Consider the following 19,888-nt stretch of genomic DNA (forward strand, 5'->3'; position numbering starts at 1 on the left):
GGGGTGGTGGGCCGGGGCCGGGGGGGGCGGCCGGGGGGGGGGGGGGGGCGGGGCCGGGGGCGGGGGGGGGCGGCGCGGGGGGCGGGGGCCCCCCCCCCCACGTCCCGTGACCCCGCCGCCCCTCCGAACGGCGGGACGCGCGGCGGCCCGGCCCCCTCCGTCCCCGGAGCAGCCCCGTGTGCTCCGTCCCGCCCCGCCGCCCCGGTCCGGCCTCCGTGCCGGGGCGGCGGGGCGCGGTGCCGCCCGCCGGAGCGTGCCGGAACCGACCGGCGTACCCGATACGATCGGCCTTCGTGGCCGTCGTTCGTGGCCGTCGCCGGGAGGAAGAGATGGGCCTGTTCCGCCGAGGACCGAAGCGGGATCCACGCGCGCTCGCACGCGACGAGGAGTTCGCGTTCTTCTCCGACAGAGAAGGCGGCGTCTTCCGGTCCCAGGTGCGGCAGGCATTCGCCGAACGGGGCCTGGAGGTCACCGTGTACGCGGGCACGGTCACCGACTCCGGGGGCCGCCAGTTCGGCCTGGGCAACCTCGCGGCCGTCTGCCACCACGACCGGCGCGGCGAGCGCTGCTGGCCGGTCCTCATCCGCGACCACGTCGGCAAGGTCCTGCGCACGATGGACGGCCCGCAGCCCCTGGAAATCCTCTCCGAAGACGAGATCAGGGCCTGCCTCTACCCCCGCGTCGTCGCCGAGGACACCCTCCCCGCTTCGGACGCCTTCCGCTACGGCAGGGAACCCGCAACCGGGCTGCGCGAGGTGCTGGCCCTCGACCTGCCCGACGCGGTGCAGATGCTCAGCGAGGACTCCCTGCTGGACGTCGGCGACATCGCCGAACTGCGGATCCGGGCGATGAACAACCTGCGCGCGCTGCCCGTCGAAGGGCACGAGACGGTACGCCGCGGCGACGGCGCCGCCTTCGAGGTGCTGCTCGGCGACTCCTTCTTCACCGCCAGCCGGGTCCTGGTGCTCGACGAACTCGTCGAGCGGATCATGGGCACAGGACTGACCGGGAACGGAGCGCTGGTCGCCATGCCGTTCCGCCACCAGCTCGCCTTCCACCCCATCCACGACGCCCAGGTCATCCCGGCGCTCCAGGCCATGGCCCAGTTCGCCGCCGCCGGGCACGAGGACGCCGCCGGAGCCATCAGCCCCAACGTGTTCTGGTGGCGCCACGGCCGCCTGACGCCGCTGAGCGAGCCGGACGGCGGAGGGCTGCGGGTGGTCGTGAACGGCGACTTCCAGAACATGCTGGAGCGCCTGGTCGACGACGACGTCTGACCCCTGCGGCCCGGCGGGCGGGCCCGCGCCCCAGGGCTTGCCGTCCGGGCCGCGCACGCCTCGGACAAAAATTTCTCGCAGAATCTCCACGGAGGCGGAACCCCCGGGGGCTTTTGAGCGTTCTAGAGAGTGAGGCCCCGCGTCATCCCCCGTGCGTGGGGCCTCACCACGTCTTCTCAGCCCTCACGGCCGTCGCTCCGACCGCCGCGACCGGCCCCGCCCGGCTCATCGAGCCGGGCCCGCTCCGTCTCGCTCAGCAGCCGCGAGCGGATCAGGAACCGCACCCCTTCCGGCGCCTCCAGCGAGAATCCGCTGCCGCGTCCCGGGACGACGTCCACGGTCAGGTGCGTGTGCCGCCAGCGGGCGAACTGGTCGGCTGACATCCAGAAACCGATCGGCTCCGCCACCCCGTCCACGACGAGGCGCGCCAGCAGCACGTCCGACGCCCCGGTACGGAACTCGCCCTCCGGGAAGCACATCGGTGCGCTCCCGTCGCAGCAGCCTCCCGACTGGTGGAACATCAGCGGGCCGTGCAGCTCCCGCAGCGTGCGCAGCAGCGCGGCAGCCGCGTCGGTGAGCGCGATCCGGGAAGCGTCGTCCGGTCCGGGTGCCCCGCCGTCCGAGGCACCCGGACCGTCCCCCGCCGCCGCGGCGGCCGGGCCCTTCGCGCCGTCCATCAGAAGCGCCCCGGCTTCCGGAACGGGCGCTGCGTCTGCGGTCGGAACCTGCCGGACAGGTACACGCGTGCGTCCCTTCGTCGAGCGGCCACCGCGGACACCGGCGCCCGGCGGCCGGTGCAGGCCACCGCCGGGCCGCCGTCACGGCTCATGGCCCCAGTCAACGCCCCGCAAGGTTGCGCAAGGGTTGCACGGCACCGGATGCCGGCCGGTTCACCTGTCCGCGCCGCCCGGCGCGCCCCGGAGCCCGCCGGGCGGCACGCTGGCTTCGGACCGAAGAGCCGGCGAGCCAGGAGCGTGCCCATGACCCTGCCACGAACGGACGCCGTGGACCGGCCCGCCGACGCGGGCACCGCGGGCCGGCCCCCGGCGCATCTGCTGCGGGTCAGCGACTTCGACCCGATGGCGCTGGCCGCCGTCCTGGACCTCGCCGCCCGCATGAAGCGGGAGCCGCTGGCCTGGCAGCACAGTCTGCGCGGCGCGGCGGTGGGATGCAGCTTCGAGAAGCCGTCGACCCGTACCCGCGTCTCGCTCGCGGTGGCGGCCCACCGGCTGGGCATGACCACCGTCATGCTGAACAAGGAGGAGATGCAGCTGGGGCACGGCGAGACCTGGGGGGACACCGTGCGCGTCCTCTCCTCCTACCTCGACGCTCTCACGCTGCGCACCTTCGAGCACGGCACGGTCGAGCAACTGGCGGGCATCGCGACGGTTCCCGTCGTCAACACCCTGTCCAATGACCACCATCCGTGCCAGTCACTGGCCGATCTGCTGGCGCTGACCGAGCACTTCGGGACGCCGGTCGGCCTCCGGGCCGCGTTCATCGGGGACGGCCGGAGCAATACCTGCAACTCGTTCCTGGAAGCCTGCGCGGGGGTGGGCATGCACCTCACCATCGCCGCGCCGCCCGGCTACGAAACCGACCGTGACCTGGTCGCCGCGGCCCGCAGGACGATGCAGCGGACCGGCGGTTCCGTGGAGTTCACCACCGATCCGGTGGCGGCGGTCCGGCAGGCCGACGCCGTCTACGCGGAGGTCTGGGTGCCGATGGACCGGCCGCAGGAGCGGGCGGAACGCGTCCGCCGCTTCGCGGACTACCGGGTCGACGGCGCACTCCTGGCCGAGGCGGGCCCGGACACCGTCGTCCTGCACTGCCTGCCCGCCGTACGCGGCGAGGAAATCACGTCGGACGTGCTCGACGGCCCGCAGTCGCTGGTCTGGCGCCAGGCGGCGAACCGGCTGCCCACGGCCCAGGCCGTCCTGCACACCCTGATCGCGGGAGGGGCCGGCTGACCGCCGGGACACCGCGCTCCGCAGAACACGACGAAGCCCCCGCCGAACCGATTCGGCGGGGGCTTCGTCGTGTTCCGGACCGGCGGGGGAAGGAGGAGGGCGCAGGCGGACGGGGTGGGCTGCCCGACAGTGCAGAGATCGTTTCCCCTTTGGGCGCGGCAGTTGGAGCTTGCCAGGCCGCCGTACATCGTGTGGTCAGGGCAGAGGTTTCGCGCGGTACGCCGGGAAACCCCCCATATCCTCCAGAGCCGGAAGGGGGCTTGTGGCCATGGTTTCCCAGGCCGAGCCAACGCAGCAGATCTCACGCGAGAGTGTGCGGACCGCGATCAGCCAGATCTGGCAAGAGGTCCTCCGCATCGACGTGCTGAGCGGCGACGACAACTTCTTCGAGCTGGGCGGCCATTCGCTGACGGCCTCGCAGGTCATCGCCCGTATCACCAGGACACTCCAGGTCGAGGTCCCGATGGCGGACTTCTTCGAAGGGCCCACCGTCGACGAACTGGCCGAGCTCGTGGTGCGGCGGCGCGGCCCCGAGGGGGGTACGCCGGAATGAGCGACGACGCGGTATCCCCGCTGTCGTCGGCCCAGCAACGCCTCTGGTTCCTGTGGCAGTTGAGGCCCGACGGCAATGAGTACAACGTGCCCAGGGCCACCCGCCTGCGCGGACCGCTCGACACGGACGCACTCCAGCGGGCCATCGACCGGCTGGTGGCCAGGCACGACGCGCTGCGCGCCACCTTCCCGACGGTGGACGGCACCCCCGTCCAGCGGATCGCCCCCAAGACAGCGGTGCCGCTCCGCCTGACCGACCTCGCCGGATCACCCGAGGCGACGCGCGAGACGGAACTGGCCGCAGCGGTGCACCGCGCCGCCCTGGCACCGTTCGACCTGGCCGAAGGCCCGGTGTTCCGCGCCGACTTGATACGTCTCGCCGACGACGACCACGCGCTGGTCCTCACCTTCCACCACATCGTGGTCGACGGCTGGTCCATGGGCATCATCGACCAGGAACTGTCCCTCCAGTACGAGGCCCTGCGCACCGGCGGCCCCGATCCGCTGCCCGAACCGGCCCACTCGTACCGGGAGTACGTCGCCGCCGAACGCCGGCTGCTGGCCGGACCGCGGCGCCGCGAGGCGCTGGACCACTGGCGGGCCGAACTCGCCGGCGCCCCGCTGCGCCTGCCGCTGCCGACCGACCGGCCGCACCCCCCGACGCAGTGCTTCGACGGCGACAGCCACCCCGTCACCTTCCCGCCGCAGCTCGGGGCGCAGCTCGACACCGTCGCCTCCCGCTACCGCGTCACCCGCTTCATCACCCTCCTCGGCGCCTACGCGGTGCTGCTCTCCCGGATGTCGGCCGCACCCGACCTGGTCATCGGCGTACCGGTCAGCGGCCGTACGACGCTGGAGGTCGAGGGCACCGTCGGGCTGTTCGTGAACATGCTGCCGCTGCGCATCCGTTGCGCGCCGGACGCCACCTTCGCCACCCTCCTGCACCAGGTCCGCGACGCCTTCCTCGCCGGGCACGAATACCAGGACCTGCCCTTCCAACTCCTGGTCGAGGAGGTGCAACCGGACCGCTCGACCGCGCGCCACCCGCTCTTCCAGACCGTGGTCACCTACGAGGACCTGCCCGCCCCGGGCGCCGCACTCCTCCCCGGCCTGGAATGCTCGCCCCTGCCGCTGCCCACCACCACCGCCAAGTACGAACTGGCCCTGCACCTGGCAGGCAACCGGCAGGGCACCGAGGGCTGGGTGGGCTACCAGACGGGCCTCTTCGACGGCCGGACCGCCGGGCTCATCGGCGACCGCTACACCCGCCTGCTGTCCGCCGCACTCGCCGCTCCCGACACCCCGGTGGGCGACCTGCCCGTGCTCGGCGTCGACGAGGAACAGGCACTGCACGACTGGTCAGGTACGTCAGGGCGTCCGGCCGTACCGGAACCCGAGCGCATCGACCGGCTCTTCGCACGCCGGGCCCACGACCGGCCGGACGCCCCCGCGGTGCGGACCGGCGAAGGCAGCCTGACGTACGCGGCACTCGACCGCGCGGCCGACCGGCTCGCGGCGGGACTGCGCGCGGCGGGCGCGGGGCCAGGCACGCTCGTGGCGACCTGCCTGCCCCGCGGCGCTGACCTGGTGACCGCGCAGCTCGGCGTGCTCAAGAGCGGCGCCGCCTACGTCTCCCTCGACCCCGCGCACCCCGCGTCCCGGCTGAACGCCATCATCGCCGAGGCGCGCCCGCTGCTGGTCGTCACCGGCCAGGAACCCGCCGCGGGGCTCGCGGCGGACCGCGTGCACACCGTCGGCGCCCTCCAGGACCTGGGGGACCGGGAGGCGGACGGGAAGCCGGGCACCGTGCCGGACGCCGGGCCCGACGACCTCGCCTACGTCATGTACACCTCCGGGTCCACCGGCACACCCAAGGGCGTCATGGTCGAACACCACGCGCTCGCCAACCTGGTGGCCTGGCACCGCACCGCGTTCGGCCTGGAACCCGGCGACCGCAGCACCCTGATCGCGGCACCCGGATTCGACGCGTCCGTCTGGGAGATCTGGTCGGCGCTGACCGCCGGCGCCTGCCTGGAAGTACCCGACGCCGAAACCGTCCTGTCGCCGTCCGAACTCCGCGCCTGGCTGACCGAACGGCAGGTCACCACCGCATTCCTGCCCACCCCCCTCCTGGAGCGGATGACCGCCACGCCGTGGCCCGCCGGCTCCGTGCTGCGGTCCGTGCTGACCGGCGGCGACCGGCTGCACGGCACCGGCGGACACCCGCTGCCCTTCCGCCTGGTCAACAACTACGGCCCGACCGAGAACACGGTCGTCGCCACCTCGGGAGAGGTCACCGCGCAGGACGCGGCGGACCAGGCGCTGCCCGGCATCGGCCGCCCCATCGCGGGCACCGAGGCGTACGTACTCGACGCGGAGCTGCGGCAGGTCCCGGTGGGCGTGCCGGGCGAGCTGTACCTGGGCGGGGCCGGTCTGGCCCGCGGCTACCTGGGCCAACCCACCCTGACCGCCGACCGGTTCGTCCCGCACCCCTACGCCACGTCACCCGGCGCGCGGCTCTACCGCACGGGCGACCTCGTACGCTGGCGGGCCGACGGCAGCCTGGACTTCCTCGGCCGCAACGACCACCAGGTCAAGGTCCGCGGCATCCGCATCGAGCCGGGCGAGATCGAGAACGTGCTGCGCGCCCACCCCGGCATACGGGAAGCGGTCGTGGTGGCCACCGGCGACGGCGGCGCGGGAACCGAACTCGCCGCCTACCTGGTGCCCGCCGACGGATCCACCCCCGACCTCGCCGGGCTCCACGACCACACCGCCAGGCACCTGCCGCGCCACATGCACCCGCGCCGCTACCTCCTGCTGACGTCGGTGCCGCTGACCGCCAACGGCAAGGTCGACCGCACCGCGCTGCCCGCCGACGCCCCGGAAATCGCCGCGCCGCCCGAAGCCGCCCGCCGGTCGGCGAAGGCGCCACTGGAGCGCCTGATCAGCGGTGTCTGGGCGCAGGCGCTCGGCCACGACTCCTTCGGGACCGACGACAACTTCTTCGACGTGGGCGGCCATTCGCTGCTCCTGGCGTCGGTCCGCGACCGGCTCGCCGGCGAACTGGGCACCCCCGTACGGATCGCCGACCTCTACGCGTACCCGACCATCGCCACCCTCGCCCGGCAGCTGACCGGCGCCGAAGGCCACACCCCCGGCCGCACCGGCGTCGATGACGGCGCCGTCGAGCGCCGCCGCCGCGGCGCGGCCCGGCTGACGGCGATGCGGACGCGTACCCACTCACGGAAGGGCTGAACGACAGTGACCGCCGAGCACAGCAACGAGAACCCCCACTCCTACGACGACGGCCTCGCGTACGGCGACGAGGACGAGGACACCCACCTCGCCGTCGTCGGCATGGCCTGCCGCTTCCCCGGCGCCACCACCCCGGAGGAGTTCTGGGACAACGTGGTGTCGGGCACCGACGGCGTACGGACCCTGACCGCCGATGAACTGCGGGAGTGGGGCGACGACCCGGAGCGGCTCACGGACCCGCGCTACGTACGCCGCCACGGCGTCGTGGAGAACATCGGGGACTTCGACCCCGCGTTCTTCGGCGTCTCGGGACGTGACGCGGAGCTGCTCAACCCGCAGCACCGGATCTTCCTGGAGTGCGCCTGGGAAGCGCTGGAGCGGGCCGGATACGACCCGCGCGCCGTCCCGGGCACCACGGGCCTGTACGCGGGCGCGGGCCGCAACGGCTACGCCACGGTGATACGGAACAGGACCGACCGCTTCTCCGGTGTGGACGACCTCACCCTCAGCCTCGCCAACGACCCCGAGCACCTGTGCACCCGGGTCTCGTACACGCTGGGCCTGACCGGACCCAGCGTCGCCGTCATGACCGCCTGCTCGACCTCCCTGGTCGCGGTCCACGAAGCGAGCCGTGCCCTGCTCGCGGGCGAGTGCGACACCGCGCTGGCCGGCGGCGTCACCCTGCGCGCGCCGCTGTCCGGCTACTGGCACCGCGAGGGCGGCACCATGTCGGCCGACGGGTACTGCCGCACCTTCTCCCAGGACGCCCGCGGCATCGTCGCAGGTGACGGCGCCGGAGTCGTCGTGCTGCGCCGCCTGCGCGACGCGCTCGACGACGGCGACCACATCCACGCCGTGATCCGCGGCTCGGCCGTGAACAACGACGGACACGACCGCGCGGGCTACACCGCCCCCGGCGTGCGCGGCCAGTCCGAAGTCATCCGCCGCGCCCACCTCGCCGCCGGAGTCTCGCCCGACGACATCTCCTACATCGAGGCGCACGGCACCGGCACACCCGTCGGCGACCCCATCGAAGTCACCGCGCTGACCGAGGCGTTCGGCGGCGCCGCGCACGGCGGCGAGGGCACCGTCGCACTGGGCTCGGTGAAGACGAACATCGGCCACACCGACACCGCGGCCGGCATCGCGGGCCTCATCAAGACCGTGCTCGCCCTGGAGGACGGCACGCTCCCCGCCACCTTGCACTTCACCGGACCCAACCCCCGCATCGACTTCGCGGCCACCCCCTTCCAGGTCGTCACCCAGGCCCGCAAATGGGAGACAGGACGGCTCCCGCGCCGGGCCGGCGTCAGCTCCTTCGGCATCGGCGGCACCAACGCGCACGTCGTCCTGGAAGAGGCGCCGCTGCCCGCCCCCGCCGCGGCCACGCCCGCCCCCGCCGAGCAGCTGCTCGTCCTGTCGGCCCGCACCCCCACGGCCCTGGACGCCATGGCCGAGCGGCTGTCGCAGCACCTGAGCCGGCACCCGGAACTGCCGCTTGACGCCGTCGCCAGGACCCTCCAACTGGGACGCCACACCTTCGCCCACCGCCGCCACGTCGTCTGCGCCGACCACGCCCAGGCACGCGCGGCGCTCGCGGCACCGGCCGCGGCGGCGCACACCGGCGAACGCCCCGTCACCTTCTCCCTCCCGGGCCGCGGCGCCCGGCACGCCGCGGCCGTCGGCTCCCTGTACGCGACCGTCCCGGCCTTCCGCACCGCGGTCGACGCCTGCCTCCAGGCCCTGCCCGCCGCCACCGCCCGCGACATCAGCGGGCTGCTCGGCACGGACGACACCGGGCGGCCCGGCACCGCACCGGACGCCGCGCCCGCTCCGGTGGCCGCGGCGGTGCACCTCACCGTCGAATACGCGCTGGCCCGCACGCTCATGGACTGGGGCGTGACCCCCGCGAACGTCACGGGCCACGGGCACGGCGCACCGACCGCCGCGAGCATCGCCGGAGCACTGCCCATCGCCGACGCGCTGGCCATCGCCCTCGCGGCACCCCGGGGCGCGGACGCCCTGCGGGACGCGGTCGGCGCGGCCACCTGGCGCACCCCCGATGTGCCCTGGACCAACCCCGCGACCGGCGCCCCGGTGACGGCCGGTGAGGCGGCCGACCCCGCCTTCTGGACGGCGCTCCTGGAAACCGGCACCCAGCGGCCCGACGACGGCCCGCTGCCTGACACCGCAGGCCGCCTCCACCTGGAGATCGGCACCGACCCGCAGGGCGGCGGCCCGCTCACCGCCCTCCTCGACGCAGTCGGCCGCGCCTGGCAGAACGGCGCGACCGTCGACTGGAGCCGCCTGCACACCGGCACCGACCGGCGCCGGGTGCCGCTGCCCACCTACCCGTTCGAGCGGCAGCACCACCTGGTGCGCCCCGAGCCCCGCCCCGCGGCCACCGCGGCCCCGGACACATCCGACGCGGCACCCGCGGCGCAGGACGCGGGCGACACCACCCTGCTCGGCCTCTTCCAGCAGGTGCTCGGCACCGCCGACGACGTCACCGACCCGGACTTCTTCGAGCACGGCGGCGACTCCCTCGCGGCCGTCGAACTCGTCGCCCTCATCGAGGAGCGGTTCGCGGTGGCGATGTCCCTGGAGGACGTCTTCGAGCACCCGACGGCCAGCGGCCTCGCCCGCGTCGTCGATGGCCTCCGGGCCGCCGCCGGCACCGCGCCCGAGGCCGGCCACCACCACGACGCGCGGGGGGAATCATGACGGACCTGACCGCTCTGCTCACCGAATCCGCCGACGCGGCGGGCGAGGACGGCGCGAGCAGGAACCTGCCCGCCTCCTTCGCCCAGCGGCGGCTGTGGTTCCTCGACCAGCTCGACCCCGGCAACAGCGCCTACAACCTCGTGGCCGCCCTGCGGCTGCGCGGCACACTCGACCAGACCGCGCTGCACCGGTCCCTGAACCGCATCGTGGCCCGGCACGAGGCGCTGCGCACCGTCTTCACGGCCGACGCGGCGGGGGAGCCCCGCCAGCACGTGACGCCCCGCCTCGACCTCGGCCTCCCCGTCACCGACCTGACGCGAGGGCCCGCCGCCGACCGCGCCGAACAGGCCAGGGCCTTCGTCGAGTCGGAGACCGAGCGCGCCTTCGACCTCGCCGAAGGACCCCTCATCAGGACCCACCTGGTGCGCCTCGACGACCAGGACCACGTCCTCGCCGTCATCTGCCACCACACCGTGTGCGACGGCTGGTCCATGGACCGCCTCTTCACGGAACTCGCCGAGCTGTACGCGGCGCAGACGGCCGGCCGCGCACCCGAACTCGCGCCGCTTCCCCTCCAGTTCGGCGACTACGCGGCCCGCCAGCACCGGGACCTCACGGACACCAGGTCGCAGGACGTGCTCGCCCACTGGCGCACCAGGCTGGACGGCGCACCGGCGCTCCTCGAACTCCCCACCAGCGCCCCACGCCCCGCCGTCCAGGGCTTCGACGGCGCGTCCCACACCGTGACGATCAGCGCGGAGACCTGGCAGGCGGTACGGGCCGCGGCCCAGGCGCACAAGGCCACCCCCTTCATGCTGCTCCTGTCGGCGTTCGCCCTCCAGCTCTCCCGCATCTCGGGCGCGGAAGACCTGGTCATCGGCAGCCCCAGCGCCGGCCGCGCCAGGCCCGAACTCGCCCCGCTGATCGGCATGTTCGTCAACACCCTGCCGCTGCGCATCGACCTGACGGGCGACCCCTCGTTCGACGAGCTGCTGCGACGGGTCCGGCGCAGCGCCCTCGACGCCTTCCCGCGCCAGGACGTCCCCCTGGAGCGGATCGTCACCGAACTCGGGCCGGAACGCGCCCGCAGCCACGACCCGCTGTTCCAGGCGATGTTCGCGCTCCAGCAGCCGCTGACCCCGCCCGGCCTGCCCGGACTGGCCACCGAACTCTTCCCGGTGAGCCCGCGGACGACCTTCACGGACCTGTGGCTGGAGATCAGGCCGCACCAGGACGGCGCCGACTGCTCCTTCCGCTACCGGACGGAACTGTTCGACGAACCGGCCGTCGCCCGCCTGGCACGGCAGTTCCGCCAGGTGCTGCACACCGCCCTGGACGCACCCGGCACCCCCTGCTCCGGCTTCTCCCTGACGGACGAGGAGGAGACCGCACGGCTGCTGCACGGCTGGAGCAGCACCGCGCCCGCACACCCGTGGGAAGGCCCGGTGCACGAGGCCGTCACCCGGCAGGCCCGCCTGACCCCCGACGCCACCGCCGTGGTCTTCGAAGACCGGCAGATCAGCTACGCCGAACTCGACGCGCGGGCGGGCGCTTTGGCCGCGCACCTGGCCGGGCGGGGCGTCACCCCCGATGCGCCGGTAGCGGTCTGCCTGCCGCGCGGCAGTGACCTGGTCACCGCGGTCCTGGGTGTGATGGCGGGCGGCGGGGCCCACCTCCCGCTGTCGCCCGACGACCCGCCGGCCCGCCTGGTGGACATGCTCCGCGCCGCCGGCGCCGCCCACATCCTCACCACCCGGGCACTGGCCCCCGTACTCGCCGTCGCCGGGGTACCCGTCACGGCCGTCGACACCTTCCCCTGGGACGCGGCCCCGCACCACGGCCCGGCCCCCGCACCCGTCGGCCCCGACCACCTCGCGTACGTCATCCACACCTCGGGCTCCACCGGCGCCCCCAAGGCGGTGGGTGTCCCGCACCGTGGCCTGGCCAACCGGGTCCGTACGCTCCAGGACACCCACGGCCTGGACGCGTCGGACCGGGTGCTGCACAAGACCCCCGCCACCTTCGACGTGTCGGTCGAGGAACTGCTGTGGCCGCTGACCACGGGGGCCACCCTCGTGGTGGCCGTCCCGGGCGGGCACCGTGACCCCACCTATCTCGTCGAGCTGATCGAGCGGGAGCGGGTGACCACCGTGCACTTCGTGCCGCCGCTGCTCGCCGCGTTCCTCGAAGAGCCAGGGCTGGACCGCTGCACCTCGCTGCGGCGGGTCCTGTGCAGCGGCCAGGAACTGCCCCCCGCCTCCCGCGACCGCTGCCTGGAGCGGCTGCCCGTCCGGCTGTTCAACGCCTACGGGCCGACCGAGGCGTCGATCGAGGTCACCGAAGGGGAGTGCACGGCGGGGGACACCGACGGGGACACCGGCGATCCGCGGGTGTCCATCGGGCGCCCGGTCGCGGGCGCCGAGGTGTACGTGCTCGACGGCGAGCTGCGGCCGGTACCCGTGGGCGTGCCGGGCGAGCTGTACCTCGGCGGCACCGGGCTCGCCCGTGGCTACCTGGGCCAGCCCGCCCTGACCGCCGACCGGTTCGTCCCGCACCCCTACAGCCGGGTGCCGGGCGCCCGCCTGTACCGCACCGGCGACCTGGTGCGCTGGCGGCCCGACGCGGGACTCGACTTCCTGGGCCGTAACGACCACCAGGTCAAGATCCGCGGCGTACGGATCGAACCCGGCGAGATCGAGAACGTGATCCGCACCCACCCCGACGTACGCGAGGCGACCGTGATCGCCGCCCGCCCCGACGGCGCCGCATCGCCCGAACTCCACGCCTACCTCGTACGGAACGAGGCGGCCCAGACGGCGGATCACCCCGACGACGACGCCTTCGCCGCCGCGCTGCGCGGCCATCTGCGCGACCGCCTGCCCGGCTTCATGGTCCCGGCGCGGTTCCTCGTCCTGCCCCGCCTGCCGCTCAACGCCAGCGGCAAGGTCGACCGCGCGGCCCTGCCGGACGCGGGCCCCGCCGCCCCGCCGGCCACCGCCGAAGAACCGGCGGAGCCCGCGGACGACGTCGAGGCGACGCTCGTACGCATCTGGTCGCAGGTGCTGGGCCGCCCGCACACCGGGGTCACCGAGGACTTCTTCGCCATCGGCGGGGACTCGCTCAAGAGCATCCAACTGGTGCACAGGGCACGGGAGGCCGGTCTCTCGCTGCGGGTCGGCGACATCTTCCACCACCCCACCGTCCAGGACCTCGCGGCCCACATCAAGCGGGCCGCCGCACCCGCGGAGGCCCCGTGAAAAGCCCTTGGCTGCTGCGCTTCCCGCCGCGCCCCGACGCCCGGATACGCCTGGTCTGCCTGCCGGGAGCGGGCTGCTCGGCGGCCATGTACCACCCGTGGTCGGCACAGTTCCCCGATGACGTCGAGGTCTGCGCCGTCCAGCTGCCGGGGCGCGGCGGGCGGCTGCGCGAAGACCCCTTCCGCCGGATGGAACCGCTCGCCGACGCGCTGGCCGAGGAACTGCACGCCACATCCGACCGCCCCATGGTCCTCTTCGGCCACAGCCTCGGCGCGCTGATCGCGTACGAAGTGGCCGCCCGCATCCGGCAGTTGCCTGGCAACACGCTGACCGGGCTGATCGTGGCCGCGCACAAGGCACCCCACCTGGGAAGCGCCGAGGTCGCCTGCCACGACCTGCCGGATGACGAACTGCTCGGCTTCCTCGACCGCATCGGCGGCACCCCGCCGGGCGTGCTGGCGAGGCCGGAGATCCGGCAGCTGGCACTCCCCTCCCTGCGCGCCGACTTCGAACTGGACTTCACCTACGCCTACCGCGAGCGGCCCCCGCTCGACATCCCCCTGAGCGCGTTCGGCGGCACCACCGATGCCCTGGTCTCCGGGCCCGAACTCGCCGCCTGGGAACGCCATACGGCACGGGAATTCCTCATCAGGCAGCTGACCGGCGGACATTTCTTCCTCACCGGACCCGAGGGCGCCGACATGCTGTCGCTGATCCGCGCCGAACTGCTCGCCCCCGCCCGGCCAGGCCGGCCGGCACATCCCGCACCCCGCACCGGAGAGGACCGCGTCACCCATGTTCGATGACGACGACCGCCAGTACACCGTGGTCCGCAACCACGAGGACCAGTACTCGATCTGGCCGGCGGACCGGCCCGCGCCCGACGGCTGGGACACCCTGCCGGTGACCGGCGCCAAGGCCGCGTGCCTGTCCCACATCGCCACCGCATGGACCGACCTGCGGCCCAAGAGCCTGCGTTCCTGACCCGACCGCCGACCGGGGCGGCACCCGTCCGCCCAGCCCTCACGAGGAGGAGAGCAGCACGTGCTGTCACAGCTCTGTCTTCACCGGATCTTCGAAGAACAGGCGGCGCGCACCCCTGACGCGCCCGCCGTGTCGGACGGCCGGGAGACCCTGACCTACGCCCAACTCAACGACCGCGCCGCCCGGCTGGCGTCCGCCATTCTGCGGCACGCGCCCGCACCCGGCTCCCGCATCGGCCTGTACCTGCGGCGCGGGAACGACGTGGTGGCCGCGGTGATCGCGGTGATGAAGGCCGGGTGCTCCTACGTACCGCTGGACCCCTCCTACCCGGCCGACCGGGTGCGGTACATGGCGCAGGACGCCTCCCTCGACCTGGTCCTGGCCGACCAGGACACCGCCGACGCGCTGCCCGACGCCACCGTCGTCACCGTCGGCGAAGCGGTGCGCGCCCACCCGCCCCTCGAACCGGGCCGGGTGCAGGTCACCCCCGACATGCCGGCCTACGTCATCTACACCTCCGGATCGAGCGGCAACCCCAAGGGCGTCGAGGTCTCCCACCGGAACGTCACGGCGCTGCTGGCCGCCTGCGACCAGGTCTTCGAGCTGCGCGGCGACGACGTGTGGACGCTCTTCCACTCGCCCTGCTTCGACTTCTCCGTCTGGGAGATGTGGGGCGCGCTGTCGCACGGTGCCCGCCTTGTCGTGGTGCCCGCCGATGTCGCCCGCTCGCCCGAAGCCTTCCTCGACCTCGTCGTGGCCGAGCGCGTCACCGTACTCAACCAGGTGCCCTCGGTGTTCCGTTACCTGTCCCGCTCGGCGGTGGCCCGCGAACCTGCGGCCGGCGGGGGAGCGGACCTGCCGCTGCGGTACGTCATCTTCGGCGGCGAGCCCGTCGACCTCGAAGCGGTGCGTGGCTGGCGCGAGGTCCACGGCAGGCGGGCCGAGTTCTTCAACATGTACGGCATCACCGAGACCACGGTGTTCGCCACCTACCGGCGGCTGCCCGAGTCCGAGACCGACGCGCCGTCCGCCGGCGCCCGCGCAGCACTCGCCCCGGCCGACCCGGCCGCGCCGCCCCGCGCGAGCGCCGACCCGGAACTCAACATCGGCCGCCCGCTCGACGGCCTCGACGTGGAACTGCTCGACGAGTGGGGCGGCCGGACCCCTCCCGGGCGCATCGGCGAACTCTGCCTCGCCGGTGACCAGTTGGCCATCGGCTACCTCGGCCGTCCGGAGCTGACCGACGAGCGCTACCCGCTGCTCGACGTGGCGGGCACCGGCACCGCACGGCGCTACTACCGCAGCGGTGACCTGGCGCTGGCACTCCCGGACGGCTCGTGGGAGTTCGCCGGCCGCGCCGACGACCAGGTGAAGATCAACGGCTACCGCATCGAGACCAGCGAGATCGAGGCCGCGCTGCGCACCACCGAAGGCGTCAAGGACCTCGTGGTCGTGCCGGTCACCAGCCGCATCGGCGAACGCATGCTGACCGCCTTCTACGCACCGGTGGCCGACGCGTCCGGGGACGACCTGGCCGAACGCCTCGCGGCCCGCGCCCGCGCCGCGCTGCCCGCCTACATGGTGCCCCGCCGCTTCGTTTCCGTGCCCGAACTGCCGCTGAGCCCCTCGGGGAAGACCGACAAGCGCGCCCTCGCCGAGCAGCTGTCATGACCCGCGCCCCGAGCCCCCGCACCCCGAGAGACCACGCCTGGAGGACCCGTGGCTGAGCCTGGACAAGCCGTGGCAGGCCCGAGCGGCGACCGGCCGGCCCCGCGCCGCACCGGCTGGGCCGCGCCCGGCGACGCACTGCCGCTCTCCGCCGTGCAGGAGGCCATGTGGATCTCCTGGGAGCGCGACCCCGACCAGCGGGAACACCTCATCCCGCTGGCCATGGACGTCACCGGCGACCTCGACACCGAGCGCCTGCGGACCGCCGTCGCGGAGCTGGCCGGGCGGCACCCGCTGCTGCGCGCCCGCGTCGACCGCGCCCCCACCGGTACCCGCCTGACCTGGGCGGGTACGGACCCCGTACCGTTCGCCGTCCGCACCGTCGACGGCGACCGCGACGCGGCCGTCGCGGCGGCCTGCACCCCCTTCGACCTGCACCGCGGGCCGCTGGCGCGGGCGGAGGTGCTGCACGGCCCGGACTTCACCGTGTTCCTGCTGACCGTCCACCACCTGGTCCTGGACGGCACGTCGATCCCCTTCCTCTGCGAAGAGCTGCGCCGCGCCTACGCCGGGCATCCCCTCGAAGGGCCGGACGACCCGCGTCCCGTCATCGCCCACGCCCGGCGCTCCTGGGAACTGGCACTCGGGGACGGCGGCGCACCGCACCGGGAGTACTGGCGCACGGCGCTGGCGGACCCGCCGCCGGCCCGCCCGCTGCCGGTGCGGTCGGACCAGGGCGGCTACCAGCGGGTGCCGAGCCCCATCGACCCGGAACTCGTCGGGCAGGTACGGAAGTTGGCCGCCGAGCTGGGCGTCACCTACTTCACCGTCATGTTCGCGGCCCTCTTCGTGACGCTGCACCGCCACACCGCCGCCGACGACCTCATCGTCTCGGCGCCTTACCACGGACGGTCCGACCCCGCACTCGCCCGCCGGATCGGCTTCTTCGTCAACGTCCTGCCGTTCCGGGAGCGGCTCCCCGGCGACCGGACCTACGCCGACCTGCTGACCGGCCTGCGCGCCCAGGTGCGGGAAGGCACCGCACACGGCGACCTGCCGCAGCCGGCGATCCTGCGCGCGGCGGGCCTGTCGGCACCGGACGACCAGGCCCGCACCCACCAAGTCGTCTTCCAGTACCTCCAGTTCGGGCACCACACGGGTGACACCGAGCGAGAGGGCGCCGACGTGACCCGGATGGAGTTCGCGGGCGGCGACGCGCACGCCGAGCTGAGCCTGCGGGACTTGACCGACGTGGCGGACCACCGGCTGACGGTCCTGCTCGCCGAGGACGGCAGGGGCAGCCGGATGCTGTGGAAGGACCCGCACGGCACCGTCGCCCCCGACCTGCTCGCGTCGCTGGCACGCGACCACCTGGCCGTCGTCGCCGACATGGTCGCCGCCCCGTACGGCACCCTCGCCGAGGGCCTGGCGCGGCTGCCCGAGGTCAGCACACCGACCCCGGACGAGACGGCCGCCGCAGGCCGGGGGCCGCGCGCCGTCGCCCCGGCAACGGAGCCCGGCGCGCCCCTCCCGCAGGCCCCCGCGCCCTCGCCCCTCACCTCGCCCACCGCCGTCGCGCTCGCCGAGATCTGGCACCAGGTACTGGGCGTACCGGTGACGTCGGCCGATGACTCCTTCTTCGAAATGGGCGGCCATTCGCTGCTCGCCACCACGCTGCTGACCCGCATCGGCCGCCGCTTCGGCACCGAGCCTTCGCTGCGCGAACTCTTCTCGCACCCCGGCTTCGGCGAGCTGGTGCGCCTCATCGACGGTGGCCGGGCCCCCGCACCCGAGGTCCAGGACGACACGCCCGCGGCCCGCCCCGAACCCGGCGGCCCGCTCCCGGCATCCGGCTTCCAGGAGAGCATCTGGCTGGCGCAGCGCCTGGACCCCGTCCACGCGACGTACCACGTGCCGCTGTCCTGGGAGGTGGCCGGCGAGCTGGACCCGGCGAGGCTGCGCCGCGCGCTGGCGCTGCTGGTCTCCCGGCACGAGATCCTGCGCACCCGCTTCGTCGACCGCGACGGCCGCCTCTACCAGGACGTGGCCGCGCCGTGGACCCCGGAGGCGGACCACACGGACCTCACCGGGATGACCGCAGCCGACCGGGACCAGCGGCTTCGGCACTGGGCCGACGAGGTGGCCGGCGACCTGGTGCCGGCCGAAGGGCAGCTGCTGCGCGCCGCGCTGTTCACCACGGCTCCGGGCCGCCAGGTGCTCTCCCTGTGCGTCCACCACCTCGTGCTCGACGGCGAGTCGGTGCCGCATCTCGTACGGGAGCTGGAGCGCTGCTACGCGGCGGCGGACGCGGGGGAGGCGCTGCCACCGGCGCCCCGCCACCAGTACCGCGACCTGGTGGCGGCCGAGCAACGGGAGTCCAGGGCCGCCGCCGACCTGGCGTACTGGTGCGACCGGCTGGCGGGCGCCCCCAGTTCGCTCGGCCTGTCCGCGCCCCGCTCTCCCGAGCCGGCGGGCAACATCGGGCTGCGGATCCCGGACGGGGCGGCGCAGGAACTGCTCGCCGTCCAGCGCGCCGAGCGGGCATCGGCCTTCATGATCCAGGCGACCGCGGTCGCCGCGGCCCTGCACCGGTGGACCGGGCGCACCGACCTCACCTTCGGCATCCCGGTCGCGAACCGCGGCGGCTCCGCGTTCGACGACGTCATCGGACCGTGTCTGAACACCCTGGTGCTGCGCTCCCGTTGCGCCCGTGACACGACGCTCGGCGGGCTGCTGCGGACCCTGCGGGAAGAGATCATCGGCGCCTTCGAGCACCGCGCGGCCTCCTTCGACGACGTGGTGCGCGGCCTGCGTCCCGCGAGGTCGCCGGGGCACACGCCGTACGCCGATGTGCTGCTGAACAGCGTCAGCCTGACGCACTGGGCGGGGACGCTCGGCGACGCCGTGCTGACACCGGTGGATTTCGTCGCGCAGCGCACCGAAACCAGTAAGTTCCCGCTCACCGTCACGTTCGCGGAAAGCGGATCGGCGGTGCGGGGATCGCTGGCCTACCGCGGCGACCGTATCCGCGCCGCCGACGCCGGGGAGCTGGCCGGTGATCTCGCCGCGGTACTCCACCGATTCGGGGCCCTGCTACCGGATCAGGTATTCACCATGGCGCCTTGTGAATCGCCGCGAAGGAACGGAGTGAACTGATGAGGAAATTTCGGTTCGGGGTAAACCTGAATTCCGCGACGGGGCATCAGGAATGGACGGAAAAGTGCCGGGCCGCGGAATCGCTCGGATACGACGTCCTGACGGTTCCCGACCACCTCGGCGTGCAGGCCCCGTTCCCCGCGCTGGTCGCGGCGGCGGCGGTGACCGAGCACATACGGGTGGCTACTTTTGTCCTCAACAGTGCGTTCTGGAACCCGGTTCTGCTGGCCCGTGAGGTCAGGACGACGGACCGGCTCACCGATCGGCGCCTCGAAGTGGGGCTCGGGACCGGCTATGTGCGTTCAGAGTTCGACAAAGCCGGCGTGAGCTGGGGCACGGCCGGAACCCGGGTGGACCGGCTGGAAGAGACCGTCACCGAAGTGACCCGACTCCTGGACAATCCCCGCGAACTGGGCGATACCCAACCGCCTTCCCGGCCGCCCCTGGTCATCGGCGGCAACGGCAACCGCGTCCTGGGCCTCGCCGCGCGCCACGCCGATGTCGTCGCGTTCACCGGCGCCGTGCTCAAACGCGGCGCCACGCGGGGCACGTTGGAGCTGCTGGACGGCGAGACGGTCGCGGAACGGGTCGCCCACTTCGCGTCAGCCGCGGGCGAACGCGGGGCGCAGATCGAGCGGAACATCCTGGTCCAGGCCGTGTCGGTGACCCCGCGCCGGGACGAGGCGGTGGAGGCGCTGCGCCGCCGGATGCCGCACCTGACGGCCGCCCAGATAGCCGACACGCCGACGGTGCTGCTCGGCTCTGTGAAGGAGATCACGGACCAACTGCGCGAACGGCGTGATCGCTACGGTTTTTCCTACATTAGCGTGCATGAATCAGCCATGACGGAATTCGCACAGGTGGTCGAATCTCTCGCCGGGGAGTGATCACCGAGGAGGCGGTGCCGGGGGCGCGGCGCGTCAACCCCCCGGCACCGCACCCGGCAGGGACTGGCTGAAAATAGATTGCCTGAACTGCCGTCCGGCGGGGGAGACTTATGTCGCTTTCCAAGTAATGCGGGAATCCATCGGGTTACATTGAG

12 protein-coding genes are annotated in these 19,888 nt (G+C 73.6%); 11 read left to right on the forward strand and 1 reads right to left on the reverse strand.

All coding sequences use genetic code 11. The features are described from left to right. Positions 1-329 precede the first annotated feature (329 nt). Complete coding sequence (locus ACIBK8_RS24520; RefSeq protein ID WP_399044098.1) at positions 330-1,277, forward strand: hypothetical protein; 948 nt, start codon at positions 330-332, stop codon at positions 1,275-1,277. 176 nt (positions 1,278-1,453) lie between these two features. Here the strand turns inward: ACIBK8_RS24520 and ACIBK8_RS24525 are convergent, their stop codons facing one another. Beyond that, positions 1,454-1,954, reverse strand: a complete 501-nt coding sequence (locus ACIBK8_RS24525) for a DUF779 domain-containing protein (protein ID WP_399043993.1) — start codon at positions 1,952-1,954, stop codon at positions 1,454-1,456. A 303-nt stretch (positions 1,955-2,257) separates the two neighbouring features. On the opposite strand from ACIBK8_RS24525, the gene argF reads away from it, so the two are divergent. The 10 genes from argF to ACIBK8_RS24575 all read left to right on the forward strand — a co-directional run bounded on the left by argF (position 2,258) and on the right by ACIBK8_RS24575 (position 19,733). Then, a complete protein-coding gene (gene argF, locus ACIBK8_RS24530) occupies positions 2,258-3,247 on the forward strand; it encodes an ornithine carbamoyltransferase (RefSeq protein WP_399043994.1) in 990 nt (329 codons plus the stop codon). A 268-nt stretch (positions 3,248-3,515) separates the two neighbouring features. Next, positions 3,516-3,800: a phosphopantetheine-binding protein gene (locus tag ACIBK8_RS24535; RefSeq protein ID WP_399043995.1), complete on the forward strand. Its 285-nt coding sequence runs from the start codon at positions 3,516-3,518 to the stop codon at positions 3,798-3,800. Continuing rightward, complete coding sequence (locus ACIBK8_RS24540) at positions 3,797-7,057, forward strand: amino acid adenylation domain-containing protein (protein ID WP_399043996.1); 3,261 nt, start codon at positions 3,797-3,799, stop codon at positions 7,055-7,057. Before ACIBK8_RS24535 ends, ACIBK8_RS24540 begins: the two co-directional genes overlap by 4 nt. Positions 7,058-7,063: 6 nt before the next feature. Further along, positions 7,064-9,781 (forward strand): type I polyketide synthase, encoded by a 2,718-nt coding sequence (locus tag ACIBK8_RS24545; protein WP_399043997.1) that lies wholly within the window; start codon positions 7,064-7,066, stop codon positions 9,779-9,781. Further along, complete coding sequence (locus ACIBK8_RS24550) at positions 9,778-13,038, forward strand: amino acid adenylation domain-containing protein (RefSeq protein ID WP_399043998.1); 3,261 nt, start codon at positions 9,778-9,780, stop codon at positions 13,036-13,038. Before ACIBK8_RS24545 ends, ACIBK8_RS24550 begins: the two co-directional genes overlap by 4 nt. Next, complete coding sequence (locus tag ACIBK8_RS24555) at positions 13,035-13,844, forward strand: thioesterase II family protein (RefSeq protein ID WP_399043999.1); 810 nt, start codon at positions 13,035-13,037, stop codon at positions 13,842-13,844. The genes ACIBK8_RS24550 and ACIBK8_RS24555 overlap by 4 nt, the downstream gene beginning before the upstream one ends. After that, a complete protein-coding gene (locus ACIBK8_RS24560; protein ID WP_399044000.1) occupies positions 13,834-14,022 on the forward strand; it encodes an MbtH family protein in 189 nt (62 codons plus the stop codon). Before ACIBK8_RS24555 ends, ACIBK8_RS24560 begins: the two co-directional genes overlap by 11 nt. Positions 14,023-14,082: 60 nt before the next feature. Then, positions 14,083-15,693 (forward strand): amino acid adenylation domain-containing protein, encoded by a 1,611-nt coding sequence (locus tag ACIBK8_RS24565; RefSeq protein ID WP_399044001.1) that lies wholly within the window; start codon positions 14,083-14,085, stop codon positions 15,691-15,693. A gap of 48 nt (positions 15,694-15,741) precedes the next feature. Continuing rightward, a complete protein-coding gene (locus ACIBK8_RS24570; RefSeq protein ID WP_399044002.1) occupies positions 15,742-18,846 on the forward strand; it encodes a condensation domain-containing protein in 3,105 nt (1,034 codons plus the stop codon). Next, the gene (locus tag ACIBK8_RS24575) at positions 18,846-19,733 is read left to right on the forward strand and encodes a TIGR03621 family F420-dependent LLM class oxidoreductase (RefSeq protein WP_399044003.1); all 888 of its coding nucleotides are present in this window, start codon (positions 18,846-18,848) and stop codon (positions 19,731-19,733) included. Before ACIBK8_RS24570 ends, ACIBK8_RS24575 begins: the two co-directional genes overlap by 1 nt. Positions 19,734-19,888: the final 155 nt, after the last annotated feature.

It is taken from the genome of Streptomyces sp. NPDC050161 (genome assembly GCF_044460025.1).
Classification (GTDB): domain Bacteria; phylum Actinomycetota; class Actinomycetes; order Streptomycetales; family Streptomycetaceae; genus Streptomyces.

Bases quoted from the DNA above. Each gene is read 5' to 3' on its own strand.
- ACIBK8_RS24520 (WP_399044098.1), top strand. From the start codon at position 330: ATGGGCCTGTTCCGCCGAGGACCGAAGCGGGATCCACGCGCGCTCGCA.
- ACIBK8_RS24525 (WP_399043993.1), bottom strand. From the start codon at position 1,954: ATGGACGGCGCGAAGGGCCCGGCCGCCGCGGCGGCGGGGGACGGTCCG.
- argF (WP_399043994.1), top strand. From the start codon at position 2,258: ATGACCCTGCCACGAACGGACGCCGTGGACCGGCCCGCCGACGCGGGC.
- ACIBK8_RS24535 (WP_399043995.1), top strand. From the start codon at position 3,516: ATGGTTTCCCAGGCCGAGCCAACGCAGCAGATCTCACGCGAGAGTGTG.
- ACIBK8_RS24540 (WP_399043996.1), top strand. From the start codon at position 3,797: ATGAGCGACGACGCGGTATCCCCGCTGTCGTCGGCCCAGCAACGCCTC.
- ACIBK8_RS24550 (WP_399043998.1), top strand. From the start codon at position 9,778: ATGACGGACCTGACCGCTCTGCTCACCGAATCCGCCGACGCGGCGGGC.
- ACIBK8_RS24560 (WP_399044000.1), top strand. From the start codon at position 13,834: ATGTTCGATGACGACGACCGCCAGTACACCGTGGTCCGCAACCACGAG.
- ACIBK8_RS24575 (WP_399044003.1), top strand. From the start codon at position 18,846: ATGAGGAAATTTCGGTTCGGGGTAAACCTGAATTCCGCGACGGGGCAT.